Annotated in this window: 17 protein-coding genes; 10 read left to right on the top strand and 7 right to left on the bottom strand. The window is 24.8% G+C overall.

The genetic code is table 11. From position 1 onward, the window contains the following. The first annotated feature begins 71 nt into the window (after window positions 1-71). From ABLL_RS10885 to folE, 6 genes are read left to right on the top strand one after another with little or no spacing between them, the layout of a single operon-like run. Window positions 72-950 carry a hypothetical protein gene (locus ABLL_RS10885; RefSeq protein WP_014474858.1) on the top strand — a complete coding sequence of 293 codons (879 nt, stop codon included), beginning with the start codon at window positions 72-74 and terminating at the stop codon, window positions 948-950. Beyond that, a complete protein-coding gene (locus ABLL_RS10880) occupies window positions 931-1,623 on the top strand; it encodes a hypothetical protein (protein WP_014474857.1) in 693 nt (230 codons plus the stop codon). The genes ABLL_RS10885 and ABLL_RS10880 overlap by 20 nt, the downstream gene beginning before the upstream one ends. Next, complete coding sequence (locus ABLL_RS10875) at window positions 1,595-2,956, top strand: GspE/PulE family protein (RefSeq protein WP_041654867.1); 1,362 nt, start codon at window positions 1,595-1,597, stop codon at window positions 2,954-2,956. The genes ABLL_RS10880 and ABLL_RS10875 overlap by 29 nt, the downstream gene beginning before the upstream one ends. Further along, window positions 2,956-4,146 carry a type II secretion system F family protein gene (locus ABLL_RS10870; RefSeq protein ID WP_014474855.1) on the top strand — a complete coding sequence of 397 codons (1,191 nt, stop codon included), beginning with the start codon at window positions 2,956-2,958 and terminating at the stop codon, window positions 4,144-4,146. Before ABLL_RS10875 ends, ABLL_RS10870 begins: the two co-directional genes overlap by 1 nt. Before the next feature lie 12 nt (window positions 4,147-4,158). Further along, window positions 4,159-5,112 (top strand): magnesium/cobalt transporter CorA, encoded by a 954-nt coding sequence (gene corA / locus ABLL_RS10865; protein WP_014474854.1) that lies wholly within the window; start codon window positions 4,159-4,161, stop codon window positions 5,110-5,112. Window positions 5,113-5,158: 46 nt separating this feature from the next. After that, window positions 5,159-5,731, top strand: a complete 573-nt coding sequence (gene folE, locus ABLL_RS10860; protein ID WP_014474853.1) for a GTP cyclohydrolase I FolE — start codon at window positions 5,159-5,161, stop codon at window positions 5,729-5,731. A gap of 13 nt (window positions 5,732-5,744) precedes the next feature. On the opposite strand, the gene ABLL_RS10855 is transcribed toward folE, so the two are convergent. The 6 genes from ABLL_RS10855 to ABLL_RS10830 all read right to left on the bottom strand — a co-directional run bounded on the left by ABLL_RS10855 (window position 5,745) and on the right by ABLL_RS10830 (window position 10,593). After that, window positions 5,745-6,638, bottom strand: a complete 894-nt coding sequence (locus ABLL_RS10855; RefSeq protein WP_014474852.1) for a phytanoyl-CoA dioxygenase family protein — start codon at window positions 6,636-6,638, stop codon at window positions 5,745-5,747. A 10-nt stretch (window positions 6,639-6,648) separates the two neighbouring features. Then, window positions 6,649-7,044 carry an ectoine synthase gene (locus ABLL_RS10850; RefSeq protein ID WP_014474851.1) on the bottom strand — a complete coding sequence of 132 codons (396 nt, stop codon included), beginning with the start codon at window positions 7,042-7,044 and terminating at the stop codon, window positions 6,649-6,651. After that, complete coding sequence (gene ectB / locus ABLL_RS10845) at window positions 7,045-8,325, bottom strand: diaminobutyrate--2-oxoglutarate transaminase (protein WP_014474850.1); 1,281 nt, start codon at window positions 8,323-8,325, stop codon at window positions 7,045-7,047. 13 nt (window positions 8,326-8,338) lie between these two features. Then, window positions 8,339-8,827 (bottom strand): diaminobutyrate acetyltransferase, encoded by a 489-nt coding sequence (gene ectA / locus ABLL_RS10840; protein WP_014474849.1) that lies wholly within the window; start codon window positions 8,825-8,827, stop codon window positions 8,339-8,341. Window positions 8,828-9,045: 218 nt separating this feature from the next. Beyond that, window positions 9,046-9,387 (bottom strand): MerR family transcriptional regulator, encoded by a 342-nt coding sequence (locus ABLL_RS10835; RefSeq protein WP_014474848.1) that lies wholly within the window; start codon window positions 9,385-9,387, stop codon window positions 9,046-9,048. 15 nt (window positions 9,388-9,402) lie between these two features. Then, window positions 9,403-10,593: a peptidoglycan DD-metalloendopeptidase family protein gene (locus ABLL_RS10830; RefSeq protein ID WP_014474847.1), complete on the bottom strand. Its 1,191-nt coding sequence runs from the start codon at window positions 10,591-10,593 to the stop codon at window positions 9,403-9,405. 79 nt (window positions 10,594-10,672) lie between these two features. Here ABLL_RS10830 and ABLL_RS10825 point away from each other — a divergent pair, with 79 nt between their 5' ends. Together ABLL_RS10825 and purL are read left to right on the top strand one after the other, a co-directional pair. Then, a complete protein-coding gene (locus ABLL_RS10825) occupies window positions 10,673-11,632 on the top strand; it encodes a murein L,D-transpeptidase family protein (RefSeq protein ID WP_014474846.1) in 960 nt (319 codons plus the stop codon). Between the two features lie 65 nt (window positions 11,633-11,697). Then, complete coding sequence (gene purL, locus ABLL_RS10820; RefSeq protein WP_014474845.1) at window positions 11,698-13,911, top strand: phosphoribosylformylglycinamidine synthase subunit PurL; 2,214 nt, start codon at window positions 11,698-11,700, stop codon at window positions 13,909-13,911. Window positions 13,912-13,942: 31 nt separating this feature from the next. On the opposite strand, the gene amt is transcribed toward purL, so the two are convergent. Continuing rightward, on the bottom strand, window positions 13,943-15,760 hold the full coding sequence (amt, locus tag ABLL_RS10815; protein ID WP_014474844.1) for an ammonium transporter: 1,818 nt from the start codon (window positions 15,758-15,760) through the stop codon (window positions 13,943-13,945). 149 nt (window positions 15,761-15,909) lie between these two features. Between amt and purH the strand changes: the two genes are divergently transcribed. Both purH and ABLL_RS10805 read left to right on the top strand, forming a co-directional pair. Beyond that, window positions 15,910-17,442, top strand: coding sequence for a bifunctional phosphoribosylaminoimidazolecarboxamide formyltransferase/IMP cyclohydrolase (gene purH / locus ABLL_RS10810; RefSeq protein WP_041655285.1), 1,533 nt, complete (start codon window positions 15,910-15,912; stop codon window positions 17,440-17,442). Window positions 17,443-17,650: 208 nt separating this feature from the next. Next, window positions 17,651-20,260 (top strand): ABC transporter substrate-binding protein, encoded by a 2,610-nt coding sequence (locus tag ABLL_RS10805; protein WP_014474842.1) that lies wholly within the window; start codon window positions 17,651-17,653, stop codon window positions 20,258-20,260. Window positions 20,261-20,283 lie beyond the last annotated feature (23 nt).

The following is a 20,283-nucleotide window of genomic DNA, read 5'->3' as shown; positions in this document are numbered from 1 at the left end:
TATTATTATAATTAAGCTTCATTTTTATATACTTAAATAATTAAAAAAGTTATAAAAATGTGAGCATTAATATGAATGAATTCTCTCCTTTAAAACAATTTACTTTTTTTGAAATTGAAGTTTCAGAAAAGATCAAAGATAAAAATCTAAAAAACTTTTTTAATAGCTCCTTGAAAATGAATGATATTACACTAAATAAAACAGATAAAATCTATTTAAATTTTATAACAGAATTGAGTTTATATCAAGTATTTCTTTTAAAAAATAAATACAAATATTTTGATTTCCAAGTTTTTGAACTTTTTTATGAAAATCAAATAATTAAAAATCAAATAGATTTATATATATGTGATGATTTTTTTTGTTTATATAAAAATGGTTTCTTTTATTATTTTCAAAATATAAGCTTGAAAATATCCATAGAAGAATTTATAGAATACTTAAATAAAAAATTAAAAATTAAAATAGAAAATTACAAACAAATTGATAATAAATATTTAGATGAATTAAAAGAACTTTATCAAAGAAAAAAAATAACAACAACTTTAAAAAATATAAATTTAAAAAAGGATTATAGTTTTAGTTTCTATCTAGGATATGTTTTTTTTATTATTCTTTCATTTTTTATTATTTTTCTTCAGAAAAATAAAATAGAAAATTCAGAAATATTAAATAAAATAGAAAAAGAAACGATAAATAATAAGTATCTTTTTTTTAGTTTAGAAGAGAAATTAGATTATTTATTACGAGATATAAAATTAAATAATTTAAAATTGATAAAATTAGAATATAGAAAAAATGATGCAAAAGTTATTTTAAATTCATTTACTAAGGAAAATATTTATCAATTTTTTGAGAATAATAGAAAAAATATTATTTCTTCTTCTATAAATTTCCAAGAAGAAAAAAATCTTTATGAAGTAATTATTAATGTTAAAATTTTTGAATAATAAATTTATAAATAGTTCTAAAAAAATAAAAATTGAACTTTATATTTTACCTTTATTAATTTTTATTTCTTTATATTTTTTCATTATTCAAAATATTGATGATAAAAAAGATGATTTGTCTTATAAACTAAATTCTTTTACTCAAAAAAATGAAAGATTTGATGGCTCATTTTTGGAATTATTTTCCACTTTAGAAAATTTATCTAAAAATAATAATATCACAATTTTTAGTAGTCAAAGAGATGAAAATTTTATAAATTTAAAAGGTTTATCTAAAGAAAAATCTATTTTATTTTTTTTAAAAGAGATAGAAAATATAAATAATTTTACAAAAATAAATTCTTTACTTTTAAATAATAAAGAAAATGCTGGAGATTTTTTGTTTGATTTAAATATAGATTTAAATAATTTTTATATTAAAAATATACCAAAAATAAAGAATGATAAAAATATAAACAAATTAACTAATAAAGAATTTGAAAAAAAAGATTTAAAAATAAATGCAATTATTGCAGATTATGCTTTTATAAATAATATTTGGGTTAAGAAAAATGAAAAAATAAATGGTTTAGAACTTATAAAAATACAGAGAAATTTTGTTGTTTTAAAAAATGAAAATGAAGAGATAAAATTGGAGTTATTAAATGAAGAGTATCTTAAAAAACTTGATTGATTATTCATTATTCGAAAGATATGACATAGAGTATTTTATAAAAAATAAAATTGTTCCTCTTTTTGAAGATAATATTTATTTGAAAGTAGCTGTTTGTAAAAGCTCAAATTTAAATAGTATAAAGAACGATTTTGTAAAATTAATAAGTTATGAAGAGGTTGATGAGTTAGAATTATTATTTATTCTGAGTAATTTAGATAGAAAAATTTCTCTTTTTACATTATGTACAAAATCTATTTTTCAAAATAGTTTTGAAAAATATGTAAATCAATTTTTGGATGAATTATTACTTTTTTCAATAGAAGTTCGTGCAAGTGATATTCATATTGAAAAATATAAAGAATTAGTCGTATTTAAATTTAGAGTAGATGGAAAATTAAAAACTTTTTTTACATTTAAAGAAGAATTTTTTAGATTGATTTCATCTTATATAAAATTAATTTCTAATTTGGATATGACCATGACACGTCTTCCTTTGGATGGAAGATTTTCTTTAACTATAGAAAATAAAAAATATGATTTTAGAGTTTCAACAATGCCTACTTTAGAAGCTGAATCAATAGTTCTAAGAATTTTAGATAATAAAAATATAAATAAAAATCTTCTAACTTTAGGCTTATCTATAAATTTATTGGATGTTCTGAAAGAAAGTTTGAAATTAACTCAAGGTTTAATATTGATTTCAGGTCCTACTGGAAGTGGAAAAACTACAACTTTATATTCCATATTAAAAGAATTAAATAGTGAAGAAAAAAAGATTATTACAGTTGAAGATCCAATTGAATATAAAATTGATTCTATTTGTCAAATTCCTATAAATTCAAAGATTGGACTTAGTTTTGAAGTTGTATTGAAAAACATTTTAAGACAAGATCCTGACATTATATTTATTGGAGAAATAAGAGATAAATTTTCGTTAAATATTGCTTTACAAGCTTCTTTGACTGGACATTTGGTAATTGCGAGTATTCATGCAAATTCAACTATAGAAACTATTTCAAGGCTTATAGATTTGGAAGCTGATCCTTTTTTGATTTCAACTACCTTAAAACTTATAATGGCTCAAAGATTAGTTTTAAATTATTGTAAATTTTGCGGTTCAGTTGGTTGTATAAAATGTAATTTTACAAAGTTCTATGATAGATCTTGTATCGCTGAGATTTTAAAAGTTGATGAAAATATTTCATCTTTGATATTCAAAAAAGCTTCAATTTCTGAATTTAAAGAATATCTAAAAACAGTAAATTTTAAAACACTCTTAGATGATGGAAAAAGTAAAGTATTACAAAATCTTACTTCTTTAGAGGAAGTTTATAAAGTGGTTACATTGTAGTGAAAAAATATAAAATTAAATATCAAAGTGAAGAAAAAATAGAAAAAATCATTTTAGAAACTTCAGATTTATCAAAAGAAAAATTACCAAAAAATATTATAGAAATTAAAGAATACAAGAATTATTTGAAAATAGATTTTAGAAGAAAAAAAAGAATAAATGAAAAAAAATTAAATTTACTTTTTTATGAATTAAGTTTAATGCTTCAATCAAATATAAATATATCTGATGCTTTAGATATTTTAATTAAAAATAAAAAAGATAAACAAATTGTTGAGTTTTTAAATACAATAAAATATTCATTATCAAATGGAAAAGCAATAGATAAAAATCTTGAAAACTTTAAGATAAATCAAATAATTTTATCTTTTTTAAAAATTTCTCAAGATACAGGAAATATTGCATTAAATATTAAAGCTTTAAGTAAACTATTGATAGAAAACCAAGAGATAAAAAAGAGTTTTTATAAGGCGATATTTTATCCAATTATTTTAGTTATAAGTTTTTTTCTTTCTTTATTTGCAATTTTTAGTTTTGTAATTCCTAAATTTAAAATAATTTTTTCTCAAACTCAAAATGAACTTCCTTTGGCTACTAAGATTTTATTACAAACTGAATATTTTTTTGAAAACTATTTTTTATATTTATTTTTAGTTTTTTTGTTATTTTTACTATTAATAAGTTTTTTTTATAAAAAAAATAGTAATTTTGAATATAAAATTGATAAGTTTTTTGTTGAAAAAATAATTTTAATAAAAGATATTTATTTATATATGCAACTGTATAAACTATTTTTAGTAATAGATATAATGTTAAAATCGAACTATGAATTTCATAAAGCTTTTATTTCTTCAAAAATTTTATTAAAAAACAAATATCTCTTAGATAAAATATATATAATTGATAACTTATTACAAAATGGTGAAAGTATCAATGATTCTTTTTTAAGAACACAAATATTTGATGATATAGTTTTAAATCTGATTAATACAGGTGAGGTTTCTAACTCTTTAAGTATTACAATAGATGAAATAAAAAAGATTTACAAAAATAGATTTGATGATAAAATGAATTTACTAATATCTTTAATACAACCTATATTTTTAATCATAATTATGGGATTAATTCTTTGGATAGTATTGGCAATATTTATGCCTATTTGGGATATGGGAAATATGATAAACATTTAAAAAGGAGTAGCCTTGATTAATTGTTATGTGAAAAAAGGAAATAGACTTAATGTTATTGAAGGAATAGAATTTTTTGATAGCAATGAAGATAAAAATAGTGTAATTTGGATAGATATGCTTTTACCAACAATTGATGAAATAAGAGCAGTTGAAAATCTTTTTGATATGAAATTCCCTACAAAACAAGAGAGTGAAGAGATTGAGTTGAGTTCTCGATATTGGGAAGAAAATAATAGAATAGAAATAAATAGTTACTTTTTGATAAATGATAATAAATCAGCTTTCAATGAAACGGTATCATTTATATTACAAGGTACATTATTGATTTCTGTTAGATATAAAAAATTGGAGAGTTTTAATACTTTTACTAAAAAACTTTTAATTTCTCCAAGAGAGTTTAAAAATGGTTACTCTATTTTTTGTCAAATTATAGATATTCGAATTGATGCTGATGCTGATACTATTGAAAATCTATCAAAAGAAATTACAAAAATAAGAAAACATGTATTTACAGATTATTCAAATGATGATGAAGAAATTCTTGAAAAGATTTCATACTTTGAAGATTTAAATATGAAAATTAGAGAAAATTTGACAGATAAACAAAGAATTTTAAACTCTTTATTAAAATCTCAAAAATTTGTTGATGATAAAAATGAATTACCAATTATGTTAAAAGATATTAAATCCTTAATTGATCATACAAATTTTAATTTTGAAAGATTAGATTATTTACAAAATATCTTTATTGGTATTTTGAGTATTGAACAAAATAAAGTTATAAAAATCTTTACAATTGTAAATGTTATATTTCTTCCTCCAACATTAATAGCAAGTATTTATGGAATGAACTTTGAGTTTATTCCCGAACTTCATTGGGAATATGGATATATATTTTCAATAGTTTTTATGATAATTGCTTCAATAACACCAATTTTAATATTTAAAAAGAAAGGTTGGATTTAGTAAATCTTATCAAAATAATATAATAAAAGTTTAAAGGAAAATTTTAATGACTAAAGAAATTGAATTTGAAAATGCTGTGAAAAAAATTCTTACGCATATAGGAGAAGATATTAATAGAGAAGGATTAATTGATACTCCAAGTCGTGTAAGAAAAGCTTTTGAATTTATGTGCAGTGGTTATAAACAAGACCCAAAAGAAATAATTGAAAAGGCTCTTTTTACATCAACAAATGATGAAATGGTTGTGGTAAAAGATATAGAATTTTATTCTCAATGTGAACATCATATGTTACCAATTATTGGAAAAGCACATATTGCTTATATTCCAAATGGAAAAGTTATTGGACTTAGTAAAATTCCTAGAGTTGTTGATGTTTTTGCAAGAAGATTACAAATTCAAGAACAATTAACTGAGCAAATTTGTGATGCTTTAAATGAACATTTAAAACCAAAAGGTGTTGCAGTTATGATTGATGCAAGACATATGTGTATGGAAATGAGAGGAGTTGAAAAAATTTGTTCAACTACTGTTACATCTGCTTTAAGAGGGCTTTTTAAAACAAATAAAACAACTAAAGATGAGTTTTTATCAATAGTTGCTCAATCTCTTCATAAATAAATCAATAGAAATTCTATTGATTTATTGTTTTTAACGGTTTAAAATCTTTTAAACATAAAAAATCGGCTCTTGGAGATTTTGAAGCAAAAGGTTTTAGTGGAATATTTTTTACACTATTGTAAACATAAAAAATATTTGTTCTATCATCAGGTGAAATATTATCAGGACTTCCATGTAATATGTTACCATCATGTAAAACTAAAGTACCAGCATTTCCTAATGCTGAAACTAATTTATCTTTTTTAGATAACTCTTTGATTGCATTTATACTAGGAACTCCGTATTCTTGTTTTTTTAAAGATTTTTTATAATTATCTTTTGGTGTAATACCTTCACAAGATACAAATTTTTTATGGCTACCTTTTATTAAATATAAAGGACCATTAAATTCTGTATTATCACTTAACATAATCCACGCAGATAGACATCTACAATTTGGTAATCCATCTTCACTATGCCAAGTTTCAAAATCACTATGCCAAGGAAAAGATTTTCCTTGATATGCTCTTTTTATATTTATTCTTCCATGATGAATATAAACTTCACTTCCTAGAATTTGTTTAACTTTATCTAATATTCTTGAATCTTTTGATAGATTTTTAAAGATTTTACTAAAAAAATGCTGATTAAAAATAGTTCTTAATTTATCGCTATTTGGTTCTGTTATAAACTCACTATTTTTTCTATTTTTCTCATTTTTTTCAAGTATGGATAACTCTTCTTTAAATTTTTTAATTTCTTTTTCATTAAATGCATTAGGTATTATTATAAAACCATTTTCTTCATATGATATAATATCTTTTTCATCTAACGAATATTTTCCAACTTTTTCTTTAGAATAAACAACTTTATCAACTCTTTTTATGATTTTTTCTTCTTTGCCTCTTGATGGATATAAATCTTTCATTCTTCTCCTTTTAATCAATTAATGGATAAACACCGTTTTCATCATGATTTTCTTTTCCTGTAAGTGGAGGATTAAATACACAAATTAATCTCATATCAACATTTCCTCCATATAAATAATGTTCATCATTTTCATTTAACGCATACATAATTCCATCATAAATTTCATGGATAATGCCAGTTTTTAAATCTTCAATTTTTCCATCTCCACTTACACAATAAACAGCTTCTAAATGATTTTTGTAATGAATATGTGTTTTTGAATGAGCTTTTATTATAGTCTCATGAAATGAAAAACCCATTCCATCTTCTTTTAATAACATTCTTCTACTAACCCATTGATTATCTTTTGCAAATACTTCTTTTGATGTTCCAATAATTTCTTTTCTTATATCTCTTACAATCATTTAATATTCTCCCTTTAAATTATTTTTTCTTTCAACAATAAGTCTATCTACAGCTTTTTCAAATCTTTTTAATCCTTCTATTAATAATTCTTCATCTATTAATAAAGGTGGAAGAAATTTTACAACTTGTCCTTCACTTCCACAAGTTTCAACAATCAATTGTTCTTCAAAAGCAATTGAAGATAAATCGCTAGCCATTGATTTGTCATTTTTTATCTCAAATCCATATGCTAAACCTCTTCCTCTTATTTCTATTTCATAAGTGTCTTTGTATTTTTCTGCAATTTTTTCAAGTGTTGTTCTTAAAATTTTTTCTTTATAAAAAACAGCTTTTGAGATATTGTCATTTTGCCAATAATGTTCAAGTGATACTTTTGAAGCAACAAATGCAAGATTATTTCCTCTAAATGTTCCTGTATGTTCACCTGGTTTCCACTGGTCTAATTGGGGTTTAAATAATAGAAGAGCCATTGGTAACCCACCACCAATTGATTTAGATAAAGTTACAATATCAGGAGTGATACCTGCAAATTCAAATGAAAAAAATTCTCCACTTCTACCATTACCAACTTGTATATCATCAACTATTAATAAAATATCAAATTCTCTACAAATTGCTTCAAGTTCTTGTAACCATTCTTTAGAGGCTACATTTATTCCACCTTCTCCTTGAATTGTTTCAAGAATTACTGCAGCTGGTAAATCAACACCACTACTTCCATCTTCTAAAAATTTTCTAAAATATTTTAATGTATTAGTATCATCAAAATATCCATCAAATGGCATAAATGTTGCATTGGTTCTACTTATATAACTTTCATCTCTATATTCATTGTTCCCTGTAATTGCAAGAGCTCCTTGAGATAAACCATGGTAGCCATTTGTAAAAGCTACAATATTACTTCTACCTTTTACAAGTCTTGCTAGTTTTAGTGCTGTTTCCACTGCATTTGTACCAGTTGGTCCTGTAAATTGCAATTTATATTCAAGATTTCTTGGTTTTAAGATTAAGCTTTCAAAAGTTTGTAAAAACTCTTTTTTCGCTGTTGTTGCCATATCTAGACCATGAACTATTCCATCTTCTTGTAAATATTCAATTAGAGCTTTACTGATATGTTCATTATTATGACCATAATTTAAAGTTCCAGCACCTGCAAAAAAATCTATATATTCTACACCTTGTTCATCTGTTAATATAGCACCTTTTGCTTTTTTAAAAATAGTTGGAAAACTTCTAATATAACCTCTCACTTCTGATTCTAAATTTTCAAATATTCTCATTTTACTCCTTTTTTTAGTTGTTTATTGGTCCAATTAGATATTGAATTTCTTCTTCATGTGAATCTAAAAAATCATTCAATGAAAAAAGAGTTTTATTTTCAATCTTTGTATTAAAATTATCTGCAAGTTTCTCAAATACTCTTTTTGAAGAGTTATTACTTGGTGAAACAGTTGATAATATATATTTGATTTTATTATTAATATTATTTCTATTATATATATCAATAATAATTTTTATGGCAATATTTTGTCCTCTAAATTTTTCATCAACTGCTACTTGCCAAATAAATAAAGTATCATTCTTATCAGGAATAAAATATCCAGATACAAAACCAATTACTTCATTTTCTAAAATAGCAATTCCACAAGTTTTTTTAAAATGAGAACATTGTAATAGATAAAGATATTCTGAATTTAAATCAAGTGTGCCACATCTTTTTATTAAATTAAAAATATCTTTTGAATTTTCTATACAAGGTTTTGAAAATATTATTCTATTCATATTGCTCCTTTTTTTCATATAATATGTAAATATTTTACATTTATTATGTAAAATATTTACGAAATATGTGTAAATTTATAGCATATATGTATTAAATTAAACTTAAATTGAAGAAAATATTAATGAAAGAATAAAGCTGTAGTTACGATAAATTGGTTAGTTTGGTTAAATTATATAATTTGTAGAAATGAAAAGTAATTATTGAAGATAAATATTATTTAAAAAGATTCTAAGTCTTGTATATCATTTTCAGAAATATTTTCTAGTTTTGATTCAATAATATCTAAAAAACTATTTCTATTTTGTTCATCCATATTTTCATCGATTATCTCTAAAATATATTTTATGCCATTTGCATTTATTTTCTTTATATTTGCAAGATAGTGTACAAAAGCAATGATTTTTACGTCATTAATTGAATACAATTTTTTTATTTTATTGTTTTTTTGAGGTAATAAACCTTTATCTTCATACATTTTTAAAGTTCTTATTTTTGCACTTAAGAGTTCAGAAATACTACTTAAAGGTAATATATCTTTATCATTATTTAGTAAAGCCATGATTATTTACCTTTTTTATAGTATATTTATTTCACTTCTATCTGTTATTCTTTCTAATCTTGTAGGAATTGTTCTATTTTCATTTTCAATTTCATTATTGAATTTTTTTATAATATTTTGAGTATTAGCTAAGAAAGAAGCTTTTTCTTTTCCATCTAAACCTTCAATTTTTGGTTTTGTAATCACACTCATTGGATCAATAGCTGTTCCATTTTTATATAATCCTAGATGCAAATGTGGACCTGAACTAAGTCCTGTGCTTCCAACATATCCAATATGTGTTCCTTTTTTTATTGATGTACCTTGTCTAATACCTTTTGCAAAGCCTTTTTGGTGAGCATATAATGTCTTATATCCATTTCCATGATTTATGATAATAACATTACCATAACCACCTTTTACTCCCATAAATTCAACTCTTCCATCTGCTGCTGCATAGATATTTCTTCCTGTAGGTGCTGCAAAGTCAGTTCCTAAGTGTGCTCGAAATCTTTTTAGTACTGGATGCCAACGTTTTTTTGTAAATACACTAGAAATTCTTTGAAATGTAACTGGCATTTGAAAGAAATAAGATTTTGTAAATCCAACACCTTTTTCATCATAATATTTATCATCTTTATCATTTTTAAATCTATAAAAAGGTTTTCCAGCTATTTGAACCATTGCAGCTGTTAAATCAGGCATTCCAAGTGGTCTTCCAAGATAAGATTTTTGAGTATATTTTAAAGCAATAAAATCACCTTTTTTCATTTTTCTAAAATTTACACTAGGATCTTGAAAAAGTGATTTTAATACTGATGATAAAGTAACATCTCCTGTTGCAGTTTGAATATCGTGAGATACAGATTCTGTGATTTTTATAGCAACAGTTTCTGTATATTCTGTATAATTAATAGGTAAAGTTTGAAATTTATATTCATTGTTGCTATCTTTATAGACATGAAGTTGAATATCATCAGAAACAGGAATTAAAACTTGATTTAATGAGCCATCATCTTCAGTATATAAGTAAAATCTTCTATCTGCTTCAATTTCTGAACATAACTCTTTGTCTTCTTTTTCTAAATCAAAATATAATTTTTGAGGGACTTTGTATTTATCTAAAAATGTTAAAAAGCTTTCTCCTCTTGGCCATGAAAGTTCTTCAACTTGTGCCGAATATAAAAAATTAAATAAAATAATGATTGTTAAAATAATTTTTTTCATAGTTCTTCACTTCTTCTTTATTAAATAATTAGGGCAAGTATTATACAATTGCGTAACTTAAATATTGATGGAGTATTGCTTGTTTAAATTTGTATTTTTTGTATTTATTGCTTTTAATATGTATGCAAATGATTTAGTTAATGTGTATAGATTTGAAGGAATTAGCGCTGTAGAAAAAGTTATTGAAAATAGTTTAAAAGATGTAAATTATTGGAAAAATTATTTAGAAAATAAAAATGTTGATTATGGATATTATGAATATAAAAAATATGTAATTTTAACTCAAAAAGAACAGACAGAAATGTCTTTATATGAGATTGTTAATAATGATTACAAATTAGTTTTAAGAAATAGTGTGATAGTTGGAGAAAATTCTGGTGATAAATATACAGAAGGTGACAAGAAAACACCTGAAGGAGCTTATGAATTAATCGAGAAGAAAAGCCAAGTTGATCAATTTTATGGTCCATTTGCATTAGTTACTTCATATCCAAATTCATTTGATAAAAGTTTAGATAAAAAAGGTTCAGGAATTTGGATTCATGGTATGCCATTTGATGGGGATAGAGAAAAATTTACAAAAGGATGTATAGCTTTAGATAATACTGAATTAGAAAATTTAGAAAAAAACATTGATTATAAAAAAACAATTTTATTAACAAGTGAAGGTGATTTTCCAAAAGCTTCAAAAGATGATGTTGCTTTGATTTTAAGTTCAATATATAAATGGAAAGATGCATGGAAATATTCAAAAATTGAAGATTATTTATCTTTTTATTCTAAAGATTTTAAAAGAGCTGATAAATCAAATTTTAATCAATTTAGAGATTATAAAGAGCAAATATTTGCAAAAAATGAAAGTAAAACAATAAATTTCTCAAATATAGATATATCACCTTATCCTAACTCTTTAGGTAAAAAAATGTATAAAGTTTTAATGGATGAAGAGTATCTAAGCCCAAGTGTTAGATTTTACGGAAAAAAAGAGTTGTTTTTTGAAGTTGCAAATAATGAGCTAAAAATTCTATCAGAAGATTAAAAAAATATTTAACTCTTTTTAGATATAATCGCCATTAACTTAACAACCATATTTTAAGGCGAAAGATGCAAAAACAAGAGATGAACCTTCAAGAGATAGCACTTGCTCACTCTTTAACACTTGAAGAATTTGAAAATATCAAAGAAATTTTAGGAAGAGAACCAAACTATGTAGAAATTGGTATCTTCTCTGCTATGTGGTCTGAGCATTGCTCATATAAATCAAGTAAAAAATATTTAAATGGTTTCCCAACAAAAGCTCCTTGGGTTATTCAAGGTCCAGGTGAAAATGCTGGTGTTATTGACATTGGTGATGGATATGCTGCTGTATTTAAAATGGAATCACATAATCATCCATCATTTATTGAGCCTTATCAAGGTGCAGCAACAGGTGTTGGAGGAATTTTAAGAGATGTATTTACAATGGGAGCAAGGCCAATTGCAAATATGAACTCAATTAGATTTGCTTCAATTGAAGGAAATAGTGAAACTGCACAAAAACACAGATTTTTATTAAGAGGTGTTGTTGCTGGAATTGGTGGATATGGGAATTGTATGGGAGTTCCAACAATTGGTGGAGAAACTACATTTGAAGAGTGTTATGCTGGGAACAACCTTGTAAATGCCTTTACTTTAGGTTTAGCAAAAGCAGATGAAATTTTCTATGGAAAAGCTGAGGGTATTGGAAACCCAGTAATGTATGTTGGGAGCAAAACAGGACGAGATGGTCTAGGTGGTGCAGTAATGTCAAGTGCAGCTTTTGATGAAGATTCTGAGTCAAAAAGACCAACAGTTCAAGTTGGAGATCCATTTACTGAAAAATTATTACTTGAAGCTTGTTTAGAACTGTTTAAAGCAGATTTAATCGTTGGTATTCAAGATATGGGAGCTGCTGGTCTTACTTCAAGTTCTTTTGAAATGGCTGGAAGATCTGGTTCTGGAATGATTATGCATTTAGATAAAGTTCCAGCACGTGAAGAGGGAATGACTCCTTATGACTTTATGCTTTCTGAGTCTCAAGAAAGAATGCTTATTTGTGCTAAAAAAGGTTGTGAACAAGCAATTATTGATATTTTTGAAAAATGGGAATTAGATGTTGCTGTTATTGGTGAAGTAACTGCAACTGGAAATATGGAATTATTCTGGCATGGTGAAAAATGTGCAGAAGTTCCTGTTCAACCTGTAAGTGAACAAGCACCAGTTTTAGATAGACCAACAAAAAAACCAGCTTATTTAGATGGCATTGAAAATATTAAATTAGATAAAGAAATTTCAAATCAAGTTGCATTTGATGATTTATTCTCAGATATGGAAGTTGTTGATAAATCTTGGGTTTATTCTCAATATGATTCAATGGTTCAAACAAACACTATTAAAGGTCCAGGTAAACTTGATGGTTCAAGTATAAGAATCAAAGAGACTGGAAAAGCTCTTTCTATGAGTGCAGATTGTAATACAAGACTTTGTTATATTAATCCAGAATTAGGAGCAGCAGCAGCTGTTATGGAATCAGGAAGAAATGTTGCTATGACAGGTGCTGTTCCAAAAGCAATCACAGATTGTTTAAATTTTGGAAATCCAACGAATCCAGAAGTTATGTGGCAATTTGCTGCTTCTTGTGAAGGTATTAAAAAAGCTTGTAAAGAATTAAATACTCCTGTAATTGGTGGAAATGTTTCACTTTATAATGAAACAAATGGAGTTGGGGTTTTCCCAACACCTTCAATTGCAATGGTTGGAGTAAATGAAGATGCAAATAAAGTATTACCATCAAGTGTGCAAGAAAATGGAAATATTTTATATATTTTAGGTGAAACAAAATCAGAATTTGGTGCATCACTTTATATGAAAAAAATGTATGGAAAAGTTGCTGGAATTCACCCTGAAGTAAACTTTGAAAAAGAGTTAGCTCTATGGAATACAGTAATTGAAGCAAATAAATTAGGTTTATTAAAATCTGCAAAAGATGTAAATATTGGTGGTATTGCAATTAGTGCAGCTAAAATGGCAGTTGTGGGTAATAAAGGAATTGAAATCTCTATTTCATTAAATGATTCAAAAGATATTTTCTCTGAATCATTAAGTAGAGCTATCGTTGAAGTAAGACCTGAAAACTGTGAAGCATTTGAAAAAGTAGCAAAATCATTTAATATTGAATGTAGCAAAATAGGTCAAGTTGGTGGAGATAAAATTTCTATCAATGATATCTATAAAGATTTAGATAAAGCTAGTTTTATCTATTTTAATAGATTCAAACAAGTAATTGAGCAAGATTTATAATAAATAAAGTCTATTCGGAAAGTAAAATTTCCTAATAGACATAAACTTTATTTCTTCCAGTAGATTTTGCTTGATATAAGGCTTGATCCGCTTTTTTAAATATATCCTCGAATGTATCATTTTTATTTTTAAATTCGCTTATTCCAATTGAAATGGTTACTTTGTTAACAGTTTTAAATTTAAAAATTTCAACTTCTTTTCTTATGTTATCAGCAATGTTTTGAGCTTGAAGTAAATCAGCTGTATCTAAAATTAATACAAACTCTTCTCCTCCCCATCTAGCAAAAATATCTGTACTTCTAATTTTGCTTGAAATTAATGCTGCTAAATCTTTTAATACATAATCTCCAACATCATGTCCATAATTATCATTAATTAATTTAAATTTATCTATATCTATTATTGCAAGAGTATATTTATTATTTTTTTCCATAAGTTTTTTTAAAAGTCCATTTCTATTTAAAATTTTTGTTAAATTATCATGGTATGCTTTGACACTTAAATTTTTATTTGAATTTCTAAGTTCCGCATTTTTTTCTCTTAAAATATTTAATAAATAATTGAAAAATTTTGAAACTATTCCAATTTCTGTATCTCTTTCTTCATAAATTTTTTTATCAATATTACCTGTTTTCATTATTTGTATAATACTTTGTATAGTGTCAACCCAAGGTAATTTTGCATTATGTTCACTTCTATTTAATCCTAAAACTTCATGTCTTTTTTTAACTCTTAATAGATTAATTTTATATAGAAAAAAGAAAATTAATAAACCAAAAGTGAAAGCAAAACAAAAAGCAATAATTACTCCTAATGTTTGAACATATATAAAATGAAATCTAGTGAAATTTTCTGGTAAATCAGCAAAAATTCCAACTGCAATAGTTCCCCAAGCGCCAACAAAGCCATGAATACTTACTACGCTTAATGGATCATCTATTTTTAATTTTTTTGTTAAAAAAATATCAGAAAAATGCATTATAAATGAAGAAATAAAACCAATAAATGCAGATTGTATTGCATTTAGTTCATAACAACCAGCTGTAATTCCTACAAGTCCTGCAATTATTCCAAAACTAAAAATTTCTACGCCAACTTTATCTTTACTAAATAAAGTGATAATCCAAGCACTAAATCCACCAAATACACCAGCAAGTAGGGTATTTAATAAAATAGAAGTTACAATAGTTTCAAAAGACAACAAACTTCCAGCATTAAAACCAAACCATGCAAAAAATAGTATAAATACTCCAAAAACTATAAAATTATGATTACTTGGAGCAAAATATGTTGTTTTCCCTTTTCTAAATTTTCCAAGTCTAGGACCTAAAACTATTGCACCTGCAAGTCCAATCCACGCACCAATTGAATGAACAACAGTTGAACCTGCAAAATCAATAAAACCTAAATTATTTAACCAACCATTATCATTCCAAGCCCAGTGACCAAAAATAGGATAAATAATGGAACTTACAATAATAGAGATTATGATGTAACCATTAAACTTAATTCTTTCAGCAACTGCACCAGATACAATAGTTATTGCAGTTGCAGCAAACATAGCTTGAAAGAAAAAAAATCCATTTATATTAAAATTCTTTCCATCTATTAAAAAATTTGTTGTTCCAAATAATCCAAACTTATCTAATCCAAACATAATTCCAAAACCAAATAACCAGAAAAAGATAATACTAAAAACAGTATCAATAAGATTTTTCATAGCTACATTAATAGTATTTTTACTTCTAACAACACCTGTTTCAATTAAAGCAAAACCTAGTTGCATCATAAAAACTAAAAATGCACAAACTAATATCCACAGAAGATTCAAATCTTTAAAATTTTCCAATATTAAACTCCTCTTATAATAGCTAGAAATACCATTTTATCACAGAAAATAATTTATTGGTAAATAAAAAATATACAATTTTTGATGAAGCAAGTCCTAATTGGTTTTTTTGTATAATCACAAAAAATTATAAGACTTGGGGAAAAAAATTGAGAGCATTAATTAGTGTAAGTGACAAAAGTGGTGTTGAAAATTTTGCCAAAGAATTAGTATCATTGGGTTATGAAATTATTTCAACAGGTGGAACATATAATAAGTTAAAAGATGCAGGAATAGCTGTAATTGAAGCAAATGAAGTTACAAAATTTCCAGAATGTTTTGAAGGAAGAGTTAAAACATTAAATCCGTATATTCACGGGGGTATTTTACACAGACGTGATAAACAATCTCATCTTGATCAAGCAAAAGAACTAGGAGTTGAAGGTATTGATTTAGTTTGTGTAAATTTGTATCCATTTAAAGCAACTATTGAAAAAACTGATGATTTTGAAGAAATAATTGAAAACATTGATATTGGTGGACCAGCAATGGTGAGAAGTGCTGCTAAAAACTTTGATTCAGTAATTATTGTTACTGATGTTGCTGATTATGATTTAGTTTTACAAAATTTAAAAAATGAGACAAACACAGTTGAGTTTAGAAGAGATTTAATGATTAAAGCATATGAGCATACAGCTGCTTATGATTCTATGATTGCAAACTATATGAATAAAAGATTCAACAACGGTTTTGGAAATAAACAATTTATTGTTGGTTCTAAAGTATTTGATACTAGATATGGTGAAAATCCACATCAAAAAGGTGCTTTATATGAGTTTGATTCACAATTTACAAACAAGTTTAAAACTATAAAAGGAGAAGCAAGTTTCAATAATATGGGTGATATTAGTGGAGCTGCTAGAATTGCTGCTGCTTTTGGAAAAGAAAAAGCTATTTGCATAGTTAAACATGGAAATCCTTGTGGATTTGCAATTAAAGATACATTATTAGAATCTTATGTTGAAGCATTAAAATGTGACCCAGTTTCTGCTTTTGGTGGAGTAGTTGCTGTTAATGGTTGTGTTGATAAAGAATTAGCAGAAAAAATGAATGAAATTTTCTTAGAAGTTATTTTTGCTGCAAGTTTTACTGAAGATGCAATTAAAGTATTTGAAGCTAAAAAAAGAATCAAATTATTTGAACAAGGAACACAATATTTAGAACTTGCAAATGATAAAGTTGACTTCAAAAGAGTTGATGGTGGATTTGTATTTCAAGATGCAGATAAAGTACAAGAAGATGAAGTAAGAAATTCAAAACTTATGTCAAAAAGAATTGCAACTGAACAAGAAGTAAAAGATATGGAAATTGCTTATAAAATTGCTTCTTTAACAAAATCAAATTGTGTAGTTTATGTAAAAAATTCTGCAATGGTTGCTGTTGGTATGGGTATGACTTCAAGAGTTGATGCATCAAAAGCAGCTTTAAGAAAAGCAGAAGATATGGGACTTGATGTAACTGGTGCAGTGTTGGCATCTGAAGCATTTTTCCCATTTAGAGATAGTATAGATGCAGCTGCAACTGCTGGTGTTAAATGTGTAATTGAACCAGGTGGAAGTATCAGAGATGATGAGATTATTGCTGCTGCTGATGAATATGACATGGCTTTATATTTCTCAGGAATTAGACACTTCTTACACTAAAAATAAATTTTAATTTAAATTGCTTATAAGAGAAAATTGATAAATTATTTTTCAATTTTCTCTTTTTTTATTAATTAGTTATTTATATATGATAATCAGTTTTATTTTGGATAATTACTTTTCTTATTTTGTCATAATTTAGACATTTTTTATTTACTTTATAAATTATTTTTTGATATACTCAATAACAATTATATTGAGGTTAAACTTGAAATTTATAAAATTCTTAAAATCTTTTTTCTATATATTATTATTTATTTCTACAATATCTTATTCGCAAGAATTAAAAAAAGTAACATTGCAACTTTCTTGGTTTGATCAGTTTCAATTTGCTGGTTATTATATGGCGAAAGAAAAAGGTTTTTATAAAGAAGTTGGTTTAGATGTTGAAATAAAACCTTTTGAGTTTGGAATAGATATTCCTAAAGAAGTTAGTGATGGAAAAATTGATTTTGCAGTTGGTCGTGAAACTTTAATACTAGAACGAACTAAAAATAGAAATATAGTTGCTTTATATGCTCTTTTTCAGGCAACTCCTTTGATTTTAATAAGCACAATGGATTCGGGAATAAATAGTATAAATGATTTTTCTAATAAAAAAATTATGACAACTATTGATGATGCTAGTGAAGTATCTTTAAAAGCAATGATAATTTCAAATAAAATAAAAATCGATAATTTAAAGTTTATGAAACATACTCATAATATTAATGATTTAATAAACAAAAAAACAGACATTATTTCAGGATATATTTCTAAAGCACCATATGAACTCCAAAAAGAAGGTATAAAATATAATATTTTTGATCCTAAAAGATATGGTTTTGATATGTATAGTGATATGTTATATACAAGTGAGAATCTAATAAATAGTGATTTAAACACAGTTTTATTATTTAAAAAAGCCTCTTTAAAAGGTTGGGAATACGCATATTCAAATATTGAAGAGAGTTCAAATGTTATTATAAATAAATATGATACTCAAAATTTAAAAAAAGATGAACTTATTTATGAAGCTAAAGAGTTAAGAAAACTCTCTTATTTTAATACAGTAAATTTAGGAGAAATAAAAAAAGATAAAATACAAAGAATATATGATTTATATAATCTTATGGGATTAATTCCAAAACCAATTGATTTAGATAAATTTGTTTTTGATTTAAATAATTTAAGAAATTTAACTTTTTCTGAATCTGAATTAAAGTATTTAGAACAAAGAGATATTATTAATATGTGTGTTGTTCCTAATTCTATGCCTTATAGTGATATAAAAGATGGAAAATTTGTTGGTTTTGTTGCTGATTATATCTCTTTAATTGAAAGTAGAATAAAAAAACCTATAAAATTGATTGAAACTGAAACTTGGCATGATTCTTTAGAATTGGCTAAAAATAAGAAATGTGATATCTTATCATCTGCTATTTGGACTAAAGATAGAGAAAAGTTTTTTAATTTTACGAAATCCTATTTGAGTATTCCATTGGTTCTTTTGACAAAGAGTGATGTTTCTTTTATAAATAATTTATCTTCTTTAAAAAAGAAAAAAATATCAATTGTTGAAGATTTTGCACTTATTAATACTTTTAAAGAAAAATATAAAAATATAGATTTTGTAACTGTTAAAAATATAGATGAAGGAATAAAAAAGCTTTTAAATGAAGAAACATTTGGTCATATAGATACTATTTCCACATCTTGGTATAAAATACAAACAAAATATCTTACAAAAATTGCCATTTCAGCAAAATTAGATGAGACAATGGATGTTTCAATTGCAATTAATAGCAGTGACAATATTTTGTATGGAATAATTCAAAAAGCTGTTTTAAGTATTGATGATTTAGTTAAAAATGAAATTTTAAATAAATGGATTTTTACTGAACATAAAAAAGAGTTTGATTATTCTATTATTTGGAAAGTATCATTTGTTTTATTTATACTTTTTTTAGGAATTTTATATAGACAAAGACTTCTAAAAAAATTAAATGAAAAATTACAAAATGTTGTTAATGAAAAAACAAAAAAATTAAAAGAAATAAATAATCAATTAGAAGATAGAATCAAAGAAGAAGTTGAAAAAAATCTAAAAAAAGATAGGATTTTATCTCAACAACAAAAAATGATTTCTATGGGACAAATGATAGAAAATATTGCCCATCAATGGAGACAACCATTATCTTTAATAACAACAAATGCAAGTGGAATTAAATTAAAAAAAGAAGTTAATGACTTAGATGATGAGTTCTTTTATAAAACAATTGATTCAATTTTAAATACATCAAAATATTTGTCAAATACAATAGATGATTTTAGATATTTTTTTAAACCACAAAAGGAAAAAGAGGATTTTTATTTAGAAAAATGTTGTAAAAAAACAATTGATTTATTAAGTGCAAATTTCATAGAAAATAAGATAAAAATAATTTATAATATAAATGATATAAAAGTAAATGGATATGAAACAGAATTAATACAAGTATTGATAAATATTTTTAATAATGCAAAAGATGCATTATTATCAGTAGAAAATGGAAATAGATTAATATTTATTGATATTACAAGAGAAAATGGAAAAGCTTTGATAAAAATAAGGGATAATGCAGGAGGAATTCCTCCTGCAATTATAGAAAAAGTTTTTGAACCATATTTCACTACAAAACACCAGCATCAAGGTACAGGAATTGGACTTTATATGTGTCAAGAAATAATTCATAAACATATGGATGGGTATATTGATATTTCAAATACTGAGTTTGAATATAATAATGAAAAATATAAAGGTACATTACTTTTAATTATCTTAGATTGCGTAGTGTAAAAGATTTATCAATTTTGTAATAA

The organism is Arcobacter sp. L (genome assembly GCF_000284235.1).
Taxonomy (GTDB): domain Bacteria; phylum Campylobacterota; class Campylobacteria; order Campylobacterales; family Arcobacteraceae; genus Aliarcobacter; species Aliarcobacter defluvii.
Note: the sequence above shows the minus strand (reverse complement) of the source record. Positions and strands in the feature narration are given on the sequence as shown.